This is a genomic window from Vreelandella aquamarina (genome assembly GCF_900110265.1).
In the GTDB taxonomy this organism is placed as follows: domain Bacteria; phylum Pseudomonadota; class Gammaproteobacteria; order Pseudomonadales; family Halomonadaceae; genus Vreelandella; species Vreelandella aquamarina.
In genome coordinates this window covers 20351-36515 of the sequence record NZ_FODB01000042.1, presented here as the reverse complement: position 1 = coordinate 36515, position 16165 = coordinate 20351, and the positions used below count along the sequence as shown (strand labels likewise).

Below are 16165 nucleotides of genomic sequence, written 5' to 3'. Positions count from 1 at the left end.
GCGTTCTATGACTACCCGGCAGAACACTGGGTGCATATCCGCACCACCAACCCGATCGAGTCGACCTTCGCCACGGTCCGCCTGCGGAGCAAGCGCAGCCGGAACTGCGGCTCCAGAGCGACGACCCTGGCGATGGTCTTCAAGCTGCTTCAGAGCGCCCAGAAGCGCTGGAAGCGGATCAAGGGGTTCAACAAGCTGGAGCTGGTCGTGAACAACGTCCAGTTCAAGGACGGCGAACCCTTGACCGATCAGTCAGACAGGACTGCCGCCTGACCGGCCATACACAGAATTTGACAATAACTCCAAAACAGAACGTTAAGCGGCGAAATGATTGGCCGCAGCAAAGCGGAAGTCACCGCCGAACTCGCCAAACAAAATATTGATATTCGGCGTATCACTAAAAAAGGCGGCATTGGCGGCAACGGCCGCATCAACCCTAACGACATCATGGTGTTTGCGCGTCAAATGGCCACTATGATTCGAGCAGGCATCCCACTTTTACAAGCGCTCCAAGTAGTCGCTGAAAGCCTAAAAAAACCCGCCATGGTGGCCCTGATACAGCAAATGATGAGCGATGTGTCTTCTGGCTCTAGCTTCTCGGATGCGCTTCGCCAACACCCAAAACATTTTGACCGCCTGTTTGTTAACTTGGTAGATGCTGGTGAACAAGCAGGCGCCCTAGATCAAATGCTGGATCGCGTTGCAACCTATAAAGAGAAAGTAGAATCCCTGAAAGCACGTGTTAAAAAGGCACTGTGGTATCCCACTGCGGTCATGGCGATTGGTATTGCGGTTACCATGCTGCTTCTGGTGAAAGTGGTACCTGAATTTGAAAGTATGTTTCAAAGCTTCGGGGCGGAACTACCTGCGCTTACGCAAATGACGGTAAATCTATCGAAGCTTGCCCAACAGTACTGGCTAACAGCATTTGGCGCGCTGGTAGCGGCCATATTCTTGCTTAAACAAGGCATCCAGCGTTCACCAAATATCGCTTACCGCATGCATGCATTACTACTTCGATTACCGATTATCGGCGACATCATGCACAAATCTGCGGTTGCGCGTTTTTCTCGCACATTGGCCACCACATTTTCTTCCGGTGTCCCACTGGTAGAAGGGTTAGACACAGCCGCCGGAGCAACCGGCAATAAGGTTTACGAACACGCCGTGGTGCAAACTCGCCAAGACGTGGCGACGGGGCAGCAATTACATTTTGCGATGCGCATGACAAATCGTTTTCCAGCCCTGGCGGTTCAAATGGTCAGTATCGGTGAGGAGGCAGGCTCTTTAGATGCCATGCTGAATCGAGTGGCAGATTATTACGAAGAGGAAGTTGATAATAAAGTGGATGCACTCACATCGTTAATGGAACCCGTTATTATCGTTGTGTTGGGCTTATTAGTCGGCGGTGTTGTCGTGTCCATGTACTTGCCAATTTTCAATTTAGGCTCTGCGTTATAGCCGTTTTCTACATGCGCTGCCCACGGTGGCCTCTCCTATTTTCAGGCAGTTAAAAAGGACATTTATGTATCTCCCTTCACCGCTCGAGTGGGCGCCTGCTCTTCTACTCGGGCTTTGTTTTGGCAGCTTTTTAAATGTGGTGATTACTCGCCTACCGGTCATGCTGATGAGGCGCTGGCGCAATGAAGCCCTAGCTTCGCTGGAGTTTCCGGCAGAAACAGCGCCCCGCTTTAATCTCGCAACCCCTGGCTCGATGTGCCCGCGCTGCGAGCATCCGATTGCGTGGCATGATAACTTACCGCTGCTTGGCTGGTTAAAACGGCGCGGTAAGTGCGCAAACTGCCAATCTCCCATTAGTGCACAGTACCCACTGGTTGAACTGATGGGCGGGCTATTAGCGGTGGCCGTTGTGGCGCTTTATGGCACAACAGCAAGCGCCCTGTTTATTTATGCGGCCTGTTTAACACTTTTGGCGCTGGCGGTTATCGATTTTCGTACGTATTTGCTGCCGGATATGTTAACCCTGCCCTTGCTCTGGGCGGGCTTGCTCTATCAGCTGCTCTTTCAGCCCATTATGTTGCCCAGCGCGGTAATCGGCGCCATGGCTGGCTACTTAATCCTCTGGAGCTTTTACTGGCTGTTTAAGCTATTAACGGGCAAAGAGGGTATGGGGTTTGGCGATTTTAAGCTGCTAGCGGCGTTAGGCGCCTGGGTCGGTTGGCCCATGCTGCCATTACTGTTGATCGTATCGGCAGGCATTGGTGCCCTTGTGGGCTTGGCGGCGCAAGCCAGCTCCCCTCATTTGCGCGGCCAGCCGCTGCCTTTTGGCCCTTTTCTAGCCCTGGCGGGTTGGGTTTGCTTATTAGCGGGCGATGAGCTGATGGCGCTCTATACGTCACTGCTATATTAGCATTGGTCATTTCGTCCATCTTACTGTGGCCAGCTATTATCTATGCCCATGACGATAGCAGCGCCACTATTTAGGGAACAGCCATGATTGTTGGGTTAACAGGCGGTATCGGTTCCGGTAAGTCTACCGTTGCTCGGGCGTTTGGTTCGCTGGGAATCGGCTGGGTAGACGCCGACGATGTGGCCAGGGAAGTCGTCATGCCTGGCGAACCAGCGCTAGCGGCTATCAGAGAACACTTCGGAAATGATGTACTACACGCTGACGGCACGTTAAACCGTGCAGCTTTGCGCAGCATTGTGTTTGACAACCCTACCGAGCGCAAATGGCTGGAGTCGGTGACCCATCCTCGCGTGCGCGAACGCATTCTCGTACATCTAGAGCGCTTACAGCGCCAATCACCTTATGTGCTGCTGGTATCGCCGTTGTTATTTGAGTCAGGCCAAGACAAGCTGGTGGATCGCACCGTTGTAGTCGATGTGCCCGTTGAGCTGCAGCTTTCGCGGACACGTGCGCGAGACGACGTGAGCGAGGCTCAAGTGCATGCTATTCTCGCCGCCCAGCTTCCCCGTGAAGAGCGCCTTACTAAGGCCAATGATGTTATTGATAACAGCGGAGACCATGCTTCGATGATGCAACAGGTAACGCAGCTTGATCAGCACTACCGAAATAAATACCTCTAGCTCAAGGAGAGTTCTATGCCAACACCCGCTAACGATGCACCGCTAGAGGTCGCTTGCCCTCAATGCAGCAAGCCAGTCGTCTGGAGCCCAGAGAGCGCCTACCGCCCTTTTTGCAGCAAACGATGCCAGCTGCTTGACCTAGGCGCTTGGGCGGAAGAGTCTCACCGCATTTCGGGCGAATCCGCGATGGATGAAGCCGATTTGGACGCGCTGCTTGCCCAAGCGGATAGAGACGCCCCGCTCTCTTAGCCCATGAGTGTTCTGCCATGAACGATAATGCCCTGCCCGTTTACCACTTGCTGCATGAGCTGGATGCCCGTTTCGATGACTTGATGGCAGCTATAGATCATGCAGCCACTTATTATGAGCAGCAGCAATCAGCCACATGGCACTTTCAGCCCTACCCTGGGGGTAGGTCTTGGCTACGCCAAGCCCTGCTCGATATGTGGCATCAGCAGGGCCAAGATGGGCGCGAGACGCGTAACTACATTGCGCTTATCGCAGCAGATGATGAATTACTTGAAAAATTTACGGCGGTTAACCGCGCTAAAGCACACATTAGCGACCTGCTTCAGCATATTAAACAGGCACAGCCAAATACACTCAGCCAAGCCAAACACCGCTTGCCTCAACGCCACCCAGACGTGGATAACGTGCTGCGTCAGGGTGGCTTGGCGCGCTTGCACCTTAAGCAGTGTTGGCGGCACCTTCCTATTGCCCCGGCACCGGTATCGCGCGTTCGCTTTGCTTGGTATAGCAGTGGCCGCTCAATAAAAAAAATTACCGTACAAGAAGCAGAGCAAAAACTCTTGCAGTTAGATACCGACTCGCCACATATCCGCATTCAGCTACGTAGACTAGCGGGAATACCAAGCAGCGAACCGCTAGCACAGGTACAAAACCAAGCCCCGCTCATGCGCGGCAACCTGTTTTTTACAGAACCACTAGAAGACGGCCATACCCGGCGCGCATTAAATATTGCCATGCCGCTTATTGTTCCCGCCCCTGAAAATCGCTTGCCACATATTAAAATGCCGCCCCTAGAGCCGCCCGCGCAGCGTACGCGGGCAAAGCGTCGGGATGAAAAGCTGGAGAGTGACGTATTTCTACCTAGCTTGCGGGTATATCGCTACCGTTAGTGCCCACTGCCACTTTGGGCGGGCATGCGATCCACCTCCCATAGTCCGTAGGCCAATAGCGTCTGTATCAGTTCGCTTACTCCACCCTCTGATAAATCATACTCCTTCAGCAAGGCCTTGAAGCGCTGGCTGAACAGCAGATCCTGTTCCTTCTGCCGCTCAGCCTGATCATCAGCCTCAAGCGCCGCTAAAGAGCGTACAGGGGGCCCTGTTGGAATATCAAAGTCACTATCAGGATCTTCCAACTGACGCAATGCTTGCGCAAAGGCGTCATCCAGCTCACGAAACTTACGCAGCTTTTCACGCTCATCCAGTTGTTTTTGAACCTTTTGATATTTCATCGATGTTTCATTTACACCTTACTTGGGATGGTCGATATGTCTGCAAAACAGACTTTATTTACAAAAAACTGTGCACAAACGCGTAAACTCCCATAGCAAACTTGCCTTTGCTTCAGCTTAGCAGCATAAAGACACCATCGTGATGAAGCCACTAATCGGTAATAATGATTATCCGGCTATCTATCGAACGTCAAACGCATCACGTTCCATCACGAGCCATGGATGGCCGCTCTGTAGATAACACTCAAACACTGGTGGCAACGATAAAAGTCATGGACCACCAGGTTACCAGCAACAACAAGCACCGGGAGGGTGCATCACAGGCAAGCTATCAACTGACCTGTATGACTCACGCATGGGAGGCCAGATAATGTTCAATGCAATGTCGCGAGCTGAGATCTGGCTACAGGACACGCTTGACCAATCGCTAAGTATAGAAGACCTTGCTAATCACTTGGGATATTCAGTGTCACAGATACGGCGGCAATTTCGTCACTGCTTCAACACCTCTCCTAGCGCTTATCGTGAGCAGAGGCGCTTAGAGCGAGCAGCGGTCTTGCTATCGCTTACCCCACAAAATATAGCGCATATTGCCATTCGCTGCGGGTATGCAAACCATTCATCGTTTTCGCGCGCATTTCAGCGGCGCTATCAGCTGACGCCTAGGCATTATCGCCAGTCTTTTAGCAGCGTGCGACACCTACAGTAGCGCTACCTGACCTGCTCGCAGACAAAGTTGACGCCCTTGAGTCAGGCGCCAAGGTACGCAAGTCAAGAACTGACATTGGCCTCTATTTAGCCCACACAGCAAATACAGAAAATTTAGCCCTACCAGTTGCTTACCGGCGCATTGAAATTCCTGCACAACACTATGCAAAAACCTGCTTTGATGATTTTGATGAGCTATCAGATGCATTGACATCAACGCTACTGCCGCTGCTCAATCAACAACATCGCTTTCACATTAGTGGAGAATCTCCACGGATTTTATGGCATCCCGATCACTTAGAGCTGCGGGTGCCACTACTGAGAGAAGCAACGCACATTTATTGAACTGGTTAATGCTGAACTAGTGGTTGGCTAGTCCGTAGTGCCAAACCCTGCTGACTTCCCAGCCAGTCTTCTAGGTCGCTGCTTGAAACTAACCCTCTAAAAACAAAACCGGCATTTCTATTAGAAATGCCGGTTAAACTACTTAGTCTTCCATGCGCACGAACCAGGACTCGACAGCTTCATCACCATGCTCATCTTTCCAGCTACGCAGACCTTTATGGTTCCCACCACGGGTTTCGATCACTTCACCAGTATGCGGGTTCTTATAGATTTTTAAACGACGCTTACGGCGAGCAGAGGCGGCCGGCGCTGCTTTGGCACTGCGCTGATCAGTAGTCGGATCCAAAAGCGCAATTACATCTGCAGGACGCTTACCAAACTCGTTCATCAGTGCTTCAAGTTTAGCTTTAAACTCAAGCTCGCTTTTCAGGCGCTGGTCGCCTTCAAGACGCTGCAGCTCTTCTTGAAGCTGTTTAAGCTGCTGCTCTTTTTGAATGTAGTCGTTTAACAGTGACATAGGAAATCCTTTTAGCTTGGTTTTAACTGCGATGGCATTCAGCTGGGCAACTCAATACCGATTAGTTCAGGATGCGGACACATTATTGCCTTAAACTCTGTAATTGACAACAGTCTAGTTCATTTTGGTCCATTTACTAAACAATTTTACAATCCACAATAGCGCTTTAAAGCCTTTGCTTATTAACCCAATCATCCACTTACTTCTGACTAAGCCAACAAAGAAAAGTGTGTAAAATTTTTGCAAAAAAACGCCGCCCTTTTGGGCGGCGTTTTAGTAGGAAAAACTAATAATTTAGTCTTGACCCATCTGCTGCTTGATCAGATCACCGATAGTGGTCGGGCCACCTGCTGCTTCCGGCTCTTGGTCACGCAGTTTCTTCAGGTTCTGACGAGTGTCGTCTTGCTCTTTCGCTTTCACCGACAGATTGATCTGACGGCTCTTACGATCGACGCTGACAATACGCGCTTCAACGCTGTCGCCTTCGTTCAGCACATTGCGTGCATCTTCAACGCGGTCTGCGCTAATTTCAGACGCTTTAAGAATGGCAATAACGTCAGTTGCCAGCTCAACGTGTGCTTCTTTAGCGTCAACTTCTACAACGCGACCGGTAACAATGCTGCCCTTGTCATTCACTGACAGGTACTCAGCAACCGGATCGGAATCCATTTGCTTGATACCCAGGGAGATGCGCTCACGCTCCGGGTCGATAGACAGAATAACGGCTTCTGCTTCGTCGCCTTTCTTGAAGTTGCGAACGGCTTCTTCGCCAGTCTCTGTCCAAGAGATGTCGGACAGGTGAACCAAACCGTCGATACCGCCTTCAAGGCCGATAAAGATACCGAAGTCAGTGATTGACTTGATGGTACCGGAAACACGGTCGCCCTTGTTGTATTCAGCGTTGAACGTTTCCCACGGATTAGCAGTGCACTGCTTGATACCCAGAGAAATGCGACGACGCTCTTCATCGATATCAAGAACCATCACGTCAACATCATCGCCCACTTGAACGACTTTAGACGGATGAATGTTCTTGTTGGTCCAGTCCATTTCAGACACGTGAACCAGACCTTCAACGCCTTCTTCCAGCTCAGCAAAGCAGCCGTAGTCCGTCAGATTAGTGACGACCGCGTGCACTTTGGTGCCTTCCGGGTAACGCTCTTTGATGTTGACCCACGGATCTTCGCCCAGCTGCTTCAGACCCAGTGAAACGCGGTTGCGCTCACGGTCGAACTTCAGCACTTTGACGTTGATTTCGTCGCCAACGGCAACGATTTCAGACGGATGCTTGATACGCTTCCAAGCCATGTCGGTGATGTGCAGCAGGCCATCAACGCCGCCCAGATCTACGAAAGCACCGTAGTCGGTCAGGTTCTTAACGATACCCTTGATTTGCTGACCTTCTTGCAGAGTGGCCAGCAGCGCTTCACGCTCGGCACTGTTTTCTGCTTCCAGCACGGCACGACGCGATACAACGACGTTGTTGCGCTTCGGATCAAGCTTGATGACTTTAAAGTCCAGCTCTTTGTTTTCCAGATGTGCCGTGTCGCGAACCGGACGAACGTCAACCAGAGAGCCCGGCAAGAAGGCACGGATAGAGTCGACATCGACAGTGAAGCCGCCTTTGACTTTACCGTTGATCACGCCCTTGACGATTTCGTCTTTCTCGAAGGCTGCTTCCAGAATTTTCCAAGCTTCTGCGCGCTTGGCTTTTTCACGGGACAGACGCGTTTCACCGAAGCCATCTTCAACGGCTTCCAGTGCAACGTGAACGTCGTCACCGATAGCGATGGTCAGTTCACCATTCTCATCGCGGAATTGTGCCGCAGGGATCTGACCTTCGGATTTCAGACCAGCGTTAACGGTAACCCAGTCACCGTCAATGTCGACAACCTGGGCCGCGACGATAGCGCCTGGCTCCATGTTGATGTCGTTAAGAGACTGTTCAAACAGTTCAGCAAAGCTTTCGCTCATGGTTTTCCTACGTGATCAACGTTGTTGAGGCATAACTGCCTTCTCCGTACCACCAGCGAGTACGGGCCTAATGTCACTCTGCTTTTGGAGGCGTTAGCGCTGGTTAGACCTGACCGGGCTCACTGATATGGAGTTATCGCCCTGCCACGTCGTGACACCTTTCCAAAAACGCCGCAAGGGAGAATCAAATGCCGTTAGACATGCCGCGTTGGGCAAGCAGTTCGGTCAGCCGATCAACCACTTCCGGTATGCTCAGGCGCGTGGTATCAAGCGTAATGGCATCATCTGCCGGCTTGAGAGGAGCCACACTGCGTTGCGTATCGCGTGCATCGCGTGCCTGAATCTCCTTTAAAAGACTCGACAGACTAGCATCCACCCCTGCTTCCTGCAACTGTAGATGCCTTCTGCGAGCCCGTTCTTCGGCGCTGGCGGTGAGAAAAACCTTCAACGGCGCCTCGGGAAATACGACAGTTCCCATATCGCGGCCGTCTGCCACCAGTCCAGGTAATTGGCAAAAATCTCGCTGGCGCTGAAGTAGTGCTGCGCGCACACTAGGCAGTGCTGCGACCTGAGAAGCAAGTTCACCTGCTTGCTCGGTACGAATCATCTGCCCAACGTCTTCGCCCTCTAACAAGGTGCAAGGCTGACCATCTACCACAGGAAAGGCAACATCTAGCTTAGTGGCAATCGCTGCCAGTGCCGCCTCATCATCTAGGGCGACATGATGCTTGACGGCCGCCCGGGCCGTTAGACGATAAAGTGCCCCACTGTCTAATAGGTGCCAACCTAAACGCTCGGCCACAAGGCTGCTAATCGTGCCTTTGCCAGCACCGCCGGGGCCATCGATTGTCAGCACAGGTACCTTAGCGGTCATTAGCACCCTCCACGCTAACACTCATACCAATGCGCTGCGCCAGCGCAACAAAATCCGGGAACGAGGTAGCGACATTCGCACAGTCGTCAATAATGATTTCATCACCTGCGCGTAGCGACGCAATGGCAAACGCCATAGCAATACGGTGGTCGCCCAAGCTATCGATACGGCCGCCGCCATAGCTCGGCACGCTGTCGTTGCCGTTACCAATAATATCGATACCGTCTTCCACCACCGTATGCTCAACGCCAAGCACAGCAAGGCCATCGGCCATGGCCTGGATACGGTCGGACTCTTTCACCCGCAGCTCTTCCGCGCCGCGCAGGCGCGTCGTGCCATGAGCATTGGCCGCCGCGATGAATAGCGCCGGGAACTCATCTATAGCCAGCGGCACTTGATCGACGGGAATATCAATACTTTTTAGGGGCGCGTAACGAATACGAATATCCGCCACTGGCTCGCCACCCACTTCACGTTCGTTTTCAAGCGTTAAGTCGGCGCCCATCAATTTCAAAATATTGATCACACCAATGCGGGTTGGATTGATACCTACATGCTCTAACGTGATATCCGAGCCCGGCGTAATGGCAGCTGCGACAAGGAAGAACGTCGCTGACGAAATATCGGAGGGCACATCAATCGACCCAGCCGTTAATTGTCCGCCACCTTGTAGCCAACAGGTATCCCCTTCGCGTGAAACGGCGTATCCAAAGCCGTTAAGCATACGCTCGGTATGGTCACGGGTAGGAGCTGGCTCGCGCACGCGGGTTTCACCTTCGGCATAGAGCCCAGCAAGCAGCAGGCATGACTTTACCTGCGCGCTGGCCATCGGCATGTCGTAGTAAATACCTTTCAGCGGCGCACCGCCGTGGATCTTTAACGGCGGACGGCCGCCTTCGGCGGTATCGATGGTAGCACCCATCAGACGCAGCGGATCTGCCACACGCCCCATCGGCCGCTTAGAGAGCGACTCATCGCCGGTCAGCTCGCTATCGAAAGATTGGCCCGCCAGCAAACCGGCAAAGAGCCGCATAGCCGTACCGGAGTTGCCTACATAGAGTGGCCCTGCGGGCGCTTTCAAACCCTGCATGCCCACACCGTGGATAGTGACTCGCCCCTGGTGAGGCCCCTCAATGGCCACGCCCATCTCGCGAAAAGCTTGTAGAGTCGCTAGGCTATCCTCACCTTCCAAGAAGCCTTTTACTTCCGTCACACCTTCCGCCAGAGCACCCAGCATAATAGAGCGATGGGAGATGGATTTATCGCCTGGCACGCGAAGACGACCCTGCGCCTCTCCGCCTGGCTGCACGCGATAAGTCACTTTACCGTGTGGTTGCATATGATATTCCGCCTGATAACTGGTTTTATTCAATAACGTATCAAAATAGTGTCGCGCGTGGCTGGCACGATCAAACGTTGCAATTAGCGCATCGCTATCACCGCTTTCAACGGCGCAACGAAGACGCTTTAACCCTGCTTCAAAGTCGTCTAGTGACGACAGCACTGCTTCTCGGTTGGCGATAAAAATATCCCGCCACATGACCGGGTCGCTACCTGCAATACGGGTAAAATCACGAAATCCGCCCGCAGCGTAACGAAAAATATCCAGCCGCTCATCCTGACGCGCCAGCGTATCCACTAGAGAGAACGCCAAAAGGTGCGGCAGGTGACTCGTGCGTGCCAGCACCTGATCGTGGCGCTCGACGCTCATTTGCAAGACTTCTGCACCACACGTCTGCCAGAGCTTTTCCACGCGTGCTAGTGCATCAGCATCGACGTTAGGTTCGGGCGTCAGAATCACTTTGTGATTAACATAAAGCGTCGGGTTGGCCGCTGCCACACCACTCTTTTCTGAGCCCGCGATAGGATGCCCTAAGACGATATTAGGTAATACGTAACCAAACACGCGTTCGGCACATTCACGAATGGTGGCTTTGGTACTACCCACATCGGTGATCACTACATCATCAGCCGCGTTAGGAAGCGCCTGGGCCAGTGCGGTCATCACGCTTTCCATTGCCAGTACGGGCACTGCCAGGACCACCATGGAAACATCATCCAGCAGCTCAGCTAGCTGCGTGCCGCCAGCGTTAACAAGCCCCAGCTCAATACCTAGAGCAATCTCGTCTTTATTAGGGTCGCAGGCAATAATTTCCCCGGAAAAACCAGAAGCGCGCAGCGCCGCTGCTAGCGAACCACCAATTAAGCCCAGCCCGACGATTAAAATTCGCGGTTCATGACACACTTCACGCCCAGCACCTTGTGCTAACACCGTCACAGCACGCCCTGAGGGTAAGAACCCAATACGCGCAACTCAGCAGCGCGCAGACGCACCTCTTCCAGCACAGCCGCTACACTCGGCTCATCACGGTGGCCTTTGAAATCAATGAAGAACACGTAATTCCATACGCCTGTGCGCGAAGGGCGCGTCTCGATGCGGGTTAAATCGATCTTGTGGCGATGGAATGGCTCCAACAGGTCGTGAAGCGCGCCTGGCTGGTTACGCATGGCTACCACAATGGAAGTTTTGTCTTCACCTGACATAGGCACATCTTGATTACCAATAATCAAAAAGCGCGTCGAGTTATCCGGACGGTCTTCGATTTTATCGGCAATGCGCTCTAAGCCGTAGAGCTTGGCAGCCATGTCGCCGGCAATCGCCGCGCTGTGCCATTCGGTTTTCACCAATTTAGCCGCTTCAGCGTTGGAGGAAACCGGCACACGCTCAGCATGTGGGTAATGCGCATCCAGCCATTTACGACACTGGCCAAACGACTGGGGGTGCGAGTAGATACGCGAGACTTTGTCTTTGCGCGTTGTTTCGCTAATTAAGAGATGGTGGTGAATGCGTAGTACTACCTCGCCACAAATCTTGATGGAAGAGTCCATAAAGGTATCGAGCGTGTGGTTCACCACCCCTTCAGTGGAGTTTTCCACCGGCACCACGCCATAGTTCACCGCGCCTGCTTCCACTTCGCGGAACACTTCATCGATAGCGGCCATAGGCAGGCTTACCGCACTTTCGCCAAAATGCTTGAGCGCCGCTTGCTGGGTGAAAGTGCCTTCCGGCCCTAGGTAGGCCACTTTTACCGGCTGCTCCAGCGCGAGGCAGGCCGACATAATCTCGCGGAACAGACGGGCCATCTCTTCAGCGTCCAGCGGGCCTTTATTCAGCGCCATAATGCGCCGTAACACCTGCGCTTCGCGCTCTGGGCGGTAAAACACGGCATCTTGATCTTGGGCGAGCTTAACGTGCGCCACCTGCTGGGCGCAGCTGGCACGCTCACTGATCAAGCGCAGAATATCGCCATCCAACTGGTCGATACGTTGACGCAAGTCATCTAAATTGATCGGCGTATCGGACATGATGGTTAGCCTCTTCGTTGTTCAAAATCCGCCATAAAGGCGATTAAGGAATCGACCGCCTCTTCTGGAACGGCGTTATATAAACTAGCGCGCATACCACCTACGCTGCGGTGGCCTTTAAGGTTTAGCAGGCCTGCCTCATCGGCTTCTTGTAAAAACGCTTTATCCAAACGCGCATCCGCCAACACAAACGGTACGTTCATACGCGAACGGTTAGGTACGGCGATAGGGTTACTGTAGAAGGCGCTGGCATCAATGGCAGCGTAAAGCTTTTGTGCTTTGCGCTGATTCAGCGCATCCATTGCATCTAAGCCACCGATGTCATTTTTAAGCCATTGGAAAACCAAGCCCGATAGATACCAGGCATAAGTCGGCGGGGTGTTCACCATAGAGCCCGCTTCTGCCAGCATTTGATAATCAAAAAGTGATGGAATCGTGCTAGGGGCTTTACCTAGCAGATCGTCACGTACGACCACGATGGTTAACCCCGCCGGGCCGATATTTTTCTGCGCGCCAGCGTACACCACACCAAAATCGCTGATATCAATCGGGCCAGAGAGAATATTCGACGACATATCGCACACCAGCGGCACGGCTGCACCGTCAGCGCGGGTTATCTGGGGCGTGTAATCAAACTCTAAACCGCCAATGGTTTCATTCGACGTATAGTGCAGATAGGCCGCGTCATTGGTGATTGATAATGACGCCTCATCAGGCACGGCAGTGTGACCATTAGCCTCGCTGCTGGCAGCCACATGGCAGCTGAAGCCAAGCCGCTTGGCTTCACTTAACGCTTTCTTTCCCCAAATGCCTGTTTGGATAAAGTTAGCGCTACCGCCCTGGCCCAGTAAATTCATCGGCAGCATCGAGAACTGCATGCTTGCGCCGCCCTGCAAGAAGAGCACTTGGTAATTGCTGGGAATTGCTAGCAGTTCACGAAGATCTGCCTCGGCACGTTCTGCAATGGCAATAAACTCATCACTACGATGACTCATCTCCATCACAGACAAACCACGACCCTGATAGTCAAGCAATTCGTTACGCGCTCGCTCTAAAACGGCGGTTGGCAGGGCCGCAGGCCCTGCACAAAAGTTATAATGACGTGTCATCGGTTCCCGGTTCCTGTGCGCCATTGTCTGCGTCTGCTGGCTCGCCTGCCTCTAAAACATCGGACTCTTCAGGCTCATCAACGCGTACGGTTTTCACCAGCTTCTCTTCTTTACCCAAGCGAATCAGCATCACACCCTGAGTATTACGCGAAGTCGTTGACACTTCTTCCACGCGAGTACGCACCAGCGTGCCGCGATCGGTAATCAGCATCATTTCGTCGCTGTCATACACCTGCATAGCGGCAACCAATGAGCCATTACGCTCGCTGGTCTGCATCGCAATGACGCCCTGGCCGCCACGGCCGCGCAGCGGAAACTCCTCCAGTCGGGTGCGCTTGCCGTAGCCATTCTCACTGGCCGTCAGAATATAAATCTGGCCTTCGCCCTGGGCTTGCTCCACCGCCTCTGCCTGCGCAGCTACCTCGGCATCGGCTTCGGCATCAATCTGCTGGCTCTTCGGAATAATCAGACTGATAACTTCCGCATCGCCTGCTAAGCGCATACCACGTACGCCGCGAGCGGTACGGCCCATGGCGCGCACATTGCCCTCTTCAAAGCGAATCGCTTTGCCATTCGAGGAGAGCAGCATGACGTGGTCGCTGCCCGATGTAATCGCAGCACCGACCAAGCGGTCACCCTCTTCCAGGTCAATCGCAATCAGGCCAACGCTACGCGGGCGAGAGAACTGCTCAAGGCTGGTACGTTTGACCGTACCATTTGCGGTGGCGAAGAAAATGTAGTGCTCGGGGTCGTAATCACGCACAGGCAGGATGGCGTTGACCGATTCGCCCTCTTCCAGCGGCAGCATGTTCACCAAAGGCTTGCCACGAGAGCCGCGGCTTGCATTGGGCATTTCGTACACTTTCAGCCAATACACCTTGCCACGGTTAGAGAAGAGCAGCACGGTGTCGTGGGTCGAAGCCACGAGCAGGTGCTCGATGACGTCCTCGTCCTTCATGGCCGTGGCGGACTTGCCGCGACCACCCCGACGCTGAGCCTGATAATCAGACAGCGGCTGAGTCTTCGCGTAACCAGAGCGGGACACGGTAACCACCATATCCTCTTCCGCGATTAGGTCTTCAATGGAAAGATCCAGGTGGCTGGCCTGAATTTCCGTGCGGCGGTCATCGCCGAACTGATCACGCACCGCGTGCAGCTCTTCACGGATGACTTCCATCAGGCGGTCAGCGGAAGCCAAAATTTCGGTAAACTCGGCGATCTTCTCAAGAATCGAGAGGTACTCATCCAGCAGCCTCTCGGTTTCAAGCCCAGTAAGGCGGTGCAGGCGCAATTCAAGAATGGCCTGAGCCTGAGCGGGGGAAAGCCGATATTCGGTGGCAGAGGGGTTCAGTCCAAATCCTTCATCCAGATCCTCCGGCTTGCAGGAAGTGGCACCGGCACGCTCCAGCATCGCGGTTACCTGACCCGGCTTCCAAACTTTCGCCAGCAGCTTTTCACGCGCTTCAGCGGCGTTAGGCGAGGCTTTAATCAGTTCAATGACTTCATCTATGTTCGAAATCGCGACGGCCAAACCTTCAAGCAGATGGCCACGCTCACGCGCTTTCTTGAGTTCGTATAGCGTGCGCCGCGTCACCACTTCACGGCGGTGACGAATAAACGCTTCGAGCATCTCTTTGAGGTTCAACGTGCGGGGCTGGCCGTTCTCCAGCGCCACCATGTTGATGCCGAACACGTTCTGCAGCTGCGTCTGGGCGAACAGATTATTGACGACCACTTCGCCGGACTCACCGCGCTTGATCTCAATCACCACGCGCAGGCCATCTTTATCCGACTCATCGCGCAGCTCAGCAATACCTTCGATTTTCTTCTCTTTAACCAGCTCGGCAATCTTCTCAATCAACCGGGCTTTGTTCACCTGATAAGGCAGCTCAGTGATGATAATGTGATCGCGGCCGGTTTTATCGTCGTGCTCGATGGTGTGGCACGCGCGCACGTAAATACGTCCACGGCCAGTGCGGTAAGCATCGAGAATGCCCGCACGCCCGTTGATGATCCCCCCGGTGGGAAAATCAGGACCGGGGATGTATTGCATCAGATCATCCACCGAGAGCGTGTAGTCGTCGATGAGCGCCAAGCAACCGTCGATAACTTCCCGCATATTGTGCGGCGGGATGTTCGTCGCCATGCCCACCGCGATGCCCGACGACCCGTTGACCAACAGGTTGGGAACTTTCGTAGGCAGCACGTCTGGGATTCGTTCGGTGCCGTCGTAGTTATCGACCCAATCGACCGTGTCTTTTTCGAGATCCGCCAGCAACTCGTGGGCTAGACGCGCCATGCGCACCTCGGTGTAACGCATGGCCGCCGCGTTATCACCGTCGATGGAGCCAAAGTTACCTTGACCATCGACCAGCACATGACGCATGGAGAAGTGCTGCGCCATGCGTACGATGGTGTCATACACCGCACTATCTCCGTGCGGGTGGTATTTACCGATGACATCGCCGACGACACGCGCCGACTTCTTGTACGGTTTATTCCAGTCATTGCCCAGTTCATGCATGGCAAACAGCACACGCCGGTGAACGGGCTTCAGGCCGTCGCGCACATCAGGTAGCGCGCGGCCGATAATGACACTCATCGCATAGTCGAGGTACGACTGTTTGAGCTCGTCTTCAATATTGACGGGCAAGATTTCTCTGGCGATGTCACCCATGAAAGTCAGATCCTTTGCACTGCATTGGCACTGCGAGAGTTGAAAGCGCTTGAAAATGCCGCCT

General features: G+C 53.5%; 14 protein-coding genes and 1 pseudogene. 7 read left to right on the top strand and 8 right to left on the bottom strand.

Annotated elements, in window-relative coordinates; translation table 11 throughout:
* The 6 genes and pseudogenes from BMY49_RS12135 to BMY49_RS12110 form a co-directional block, all read left to right on the top strand.
* Nucleotides 1–273, top strand: a 273-nt coding sequence (locus BMY49_RS12135; protein ID WP_208596161.1) for a transposase, incomplete at its 5' end; no start/stop codon positions are given.
* Between the two features lie 30 nt (nucleotides 274–303).
* Nucleotides 304–1461 (top strand): annotated as a pseudogene (locus BMY49_RS12130) (type II secretion system F family protein); the annotation flags it as partial.
* A gap of 64 nt (nucleotides 1462–1525) precedes the next feature.
* The gene (locus BMY49_RS12125; RefSeq protein WP_062374431.1) at nucleotides 1526–2371 is read left to right on the top strand and encodes a prepilin peptidase; all 846 of its coding nucleotides are present in this window, start codon (nucleotides 1526–1528) and stop codon (nucleotides 2369–2371) included.
* 83 nt (nucleotides 2372–2454) lie between these two features.
* Complete coding sequence (gene coaE / locus BMY49_RS12120; protein WP_062374429.1) at nucleotides 2455–3051, top strand: dephospho-CoA kinase; 597 nt, start codon at nucleotides 2455–2457, stop codon at nucleotides 3049–3051.
* Nucleotides 3052–3066: 15 nt separating this feature from the next.
* On the top strand, nucleotides 3067–3300 hold the full coding sequence (yacG, locus tag BMY49_RS12115; RefSeq protein WP_044627963.1) for a DNA gyrase inhibitor YacG: 234 nt from the start codon (nucleotides 3067–3069) through the stop codon (nucleotides 3298–3300).
* 17 nt (nucleotides 3301–3317) lie between these two features.
* Entirely contained in the window at nucleotides 3318–4190 is an 873-nt protein-coding gene (locus BMY49_RS12110; RefSeq protein ID WP_044627964.1) for a DNA replication terminus site-binding protein, read from the top strand.
* Here BMY49_RS12110 and BMY49_RS12105 read toward each other — a convergent pair.
* Complete coding sequence (locus BMY49_RS12105; protein ID WP_062360729.1) at nucleotides 4187–4531, bottom strand: hypothetical protein; 345 nt, start codon at nucleotides 4529–4531, stop codon at nucleotides 4187–4189. The genes BMY49_RS12110 and BMY49_RS12105 overlap by 4 nt on opposite strands.
* Before the next feature lie 355 nt (nucleotides 4532–4886).
* Here BMY49_RS12105 and BMY49_RS17880 point away from each other — a divergent pair, with 355 nt between their 5' ends.
* A complete protein-coding gene (locus tag BMY49_RS17880) occupies nucleotides 4887–5240 on the top strand; it encodes a helix-turn-helix transcriptional regulator (RefSeq protein ID WP_338061333.1) in 354 nt (117 codons plus the stop codon).
* A gap of 486 nt (nucleotides 5241–5726) precedes the next feature.
* On the opposite strand, the gene BMY49_RS12095 is transcribed toward BMY49_RS17880, so the two are convergent.
* The 7 genes from BMY49_RS12095 to gyrA form a co-directional block, all read right to left on the bottom strand.
* A complete protein-coding gene (locus BMY49_RS12095) occupies nucleotides 5727–6101 on the bottom strand; it encodes a histone-like nucleoid-structuring protein, MvaT/MvaU family (RefSeq protein ID WP_054641181.1) in 375 nt (124 codons plus the stop codon).
* 294 nt (nucleotides 6102–6395) lie between these two features.
* Nucleotides 6396–8075 (bottom strand): 30S ribosomal protein S1, encoded by a 1680-nt coding sequence (gene rpsA / locus BMY49_RS12090; RefSeq protein WP_044627967.1) that lies wholly within the window; start codon nucleotides 8073–8075, stop codon nucleotides 6396–6398.
* Between the two features lie 184 nt (nucleotides 8076–8259).
* Complete coding sequence (cmk, locus tag BMY49_RS12085) at nucleotides 8260–8949, bottom strand: (d)CMP kinase (protein WP_089675683.1); 690 nt, start codon at nucleotides 8947–8949, stop codon at nucleotides 8260–8262.
* On the bottom strand, nucleotides 8939–11194 hold the full coding sequence (locus BMY49_RS12080; protein WP_062360759.1) for a bifunctional prephenate dehydrogenase/3-phosphoshikimate 1-carboxyvinyltransferase: 2256 nt from the start codon (nucleotides 11192–11194) through the stop codon (nucleotides 8939–8941). Before BMY49_RS12080 ends, cmk begins: the two co-directional genes overlap by 11 nt.
* 29 nt (nucleotides 11195–11223) lie before the next feature.
* Nucleotides 11224–12315, bottom strand: coding sequence for a prephenate dehydratase (gene pheA / locus BMY49_RS12075; protein WP_044627969.1), 1092 nt, complete (start codon nucleotides 12313–12315; stop codon nucleotides 11224–11226).
* A 5-nt stretch (nucleotides 12316–12320) separates the two neighbouring features.
* On the bottom strand, nucleotides 12321–13424 hold the full coding sequence (serC, locus tag BMY49_RS12070; protein ID WP_044627970.1) for a 3-phosphoserine/phosphohydroxythreonine transaminase: 1104 nt from the start codon (nucleotides 13422–13424) through the stop codon (nucleotides 12321–12323).
* Nucleotides 13408–16101 (bottom strand): DNA gyrase subunit A, encoded by a 2694-nt coding sequence (gene gyrA / locus BMY49_RS12065; protein WP_089675682.1) that lies wholly within the window; start codon nucleotides 16099–16101, stop codon nucleotides 13408–13410. Before gyrA ends, serC begins: the two co-directional genes overlap by 17 nt.
* Nucleotides 16102–16165 lie beyond the last annotated feature (64 nt).

Bases quoted from the DNA above. Each gene is read 5' to 3' on its own strand.
- BMY49_RS12125 (WP_062374431.1), top strand. From the start codon at position 1,526: ATGTATCTCCCTTCACCGCTCGAGTGGGCGCCTGCTCTTCTACTCGGG.
- coaE (WP_062374429.1), top strand. From the start codon at position 2,455: ATGATTGTTGGGTTAACAGGCGGTATCGGTTCCGGTAAGTCTACCGTT.
- yacG (WP_044627963.1), top strand. From the start codon at position 3,067: ATGCCAACACCCGCTAACGATGCACCGCTAGAGGTCGCTTGCCCTCAA.
- BMY49_RS12110 (WP_044627964.1), top strand. From the start codon at position 3,318: ATGAACGATAATGCCCTGCCCGTTTACCACTTGCTGCATGAGCTGGAT.
- BMY49_RS12105 (WP_062360729.1), bottom strand. From the start codon at position 4,531: ATGAAATATCAAAAGGTTCAAAAACAACTGGATGAGCGTGAAAAGCTG.
- BMY49_RS17880 (WP_338061333.1), top strand. From the start codon at position 4,887: ATGGGAGGCCAGATAATGTTCAATGCAATGTCGCGAGCTGAGATCTGG.
- BMY49_RS12095 (WP_054641181.1), bottom strand. From the start codon at position 6,101: ATGTCACTGTTAAACGACTACATTCAAAAAGAGCAGCAGCTTAAACAG.
- rpsA (WP_044627967.1), bottom strand. From the start codon at position 8,075: ATGAGCGAAAGCTTTGCTGAACTGTTTGAACAGTCTCTTAACGACATC.
- cmk (WP_089675683.1), bottom strand. From the start codon at position 8,949: ATGACCGCTAAGGTACCTGTGCTGACAATCGATGGCCCCGGCGGTGCT.
- pheA (WP_044627969.1), bottom strand. From the start codon at position 12,315: ATGTCCGATACGCCGATCAATTTAGATGACTTGCGTCAACGTATCGAC.
- serC (WP_044627970.1), bottom strand. From the start codon at position 13,424: ATGACACGTCATTATAACTTTTGTGCAGGGCCTGCGGCCCTGCCAACC.
- gyrA (WP_089675682.1), bottom strand. From the start codon at position 16,101: ATGGGTGACATCGCCAGAGAAATCTTGCCCGTCAATATTGAAGACGAG.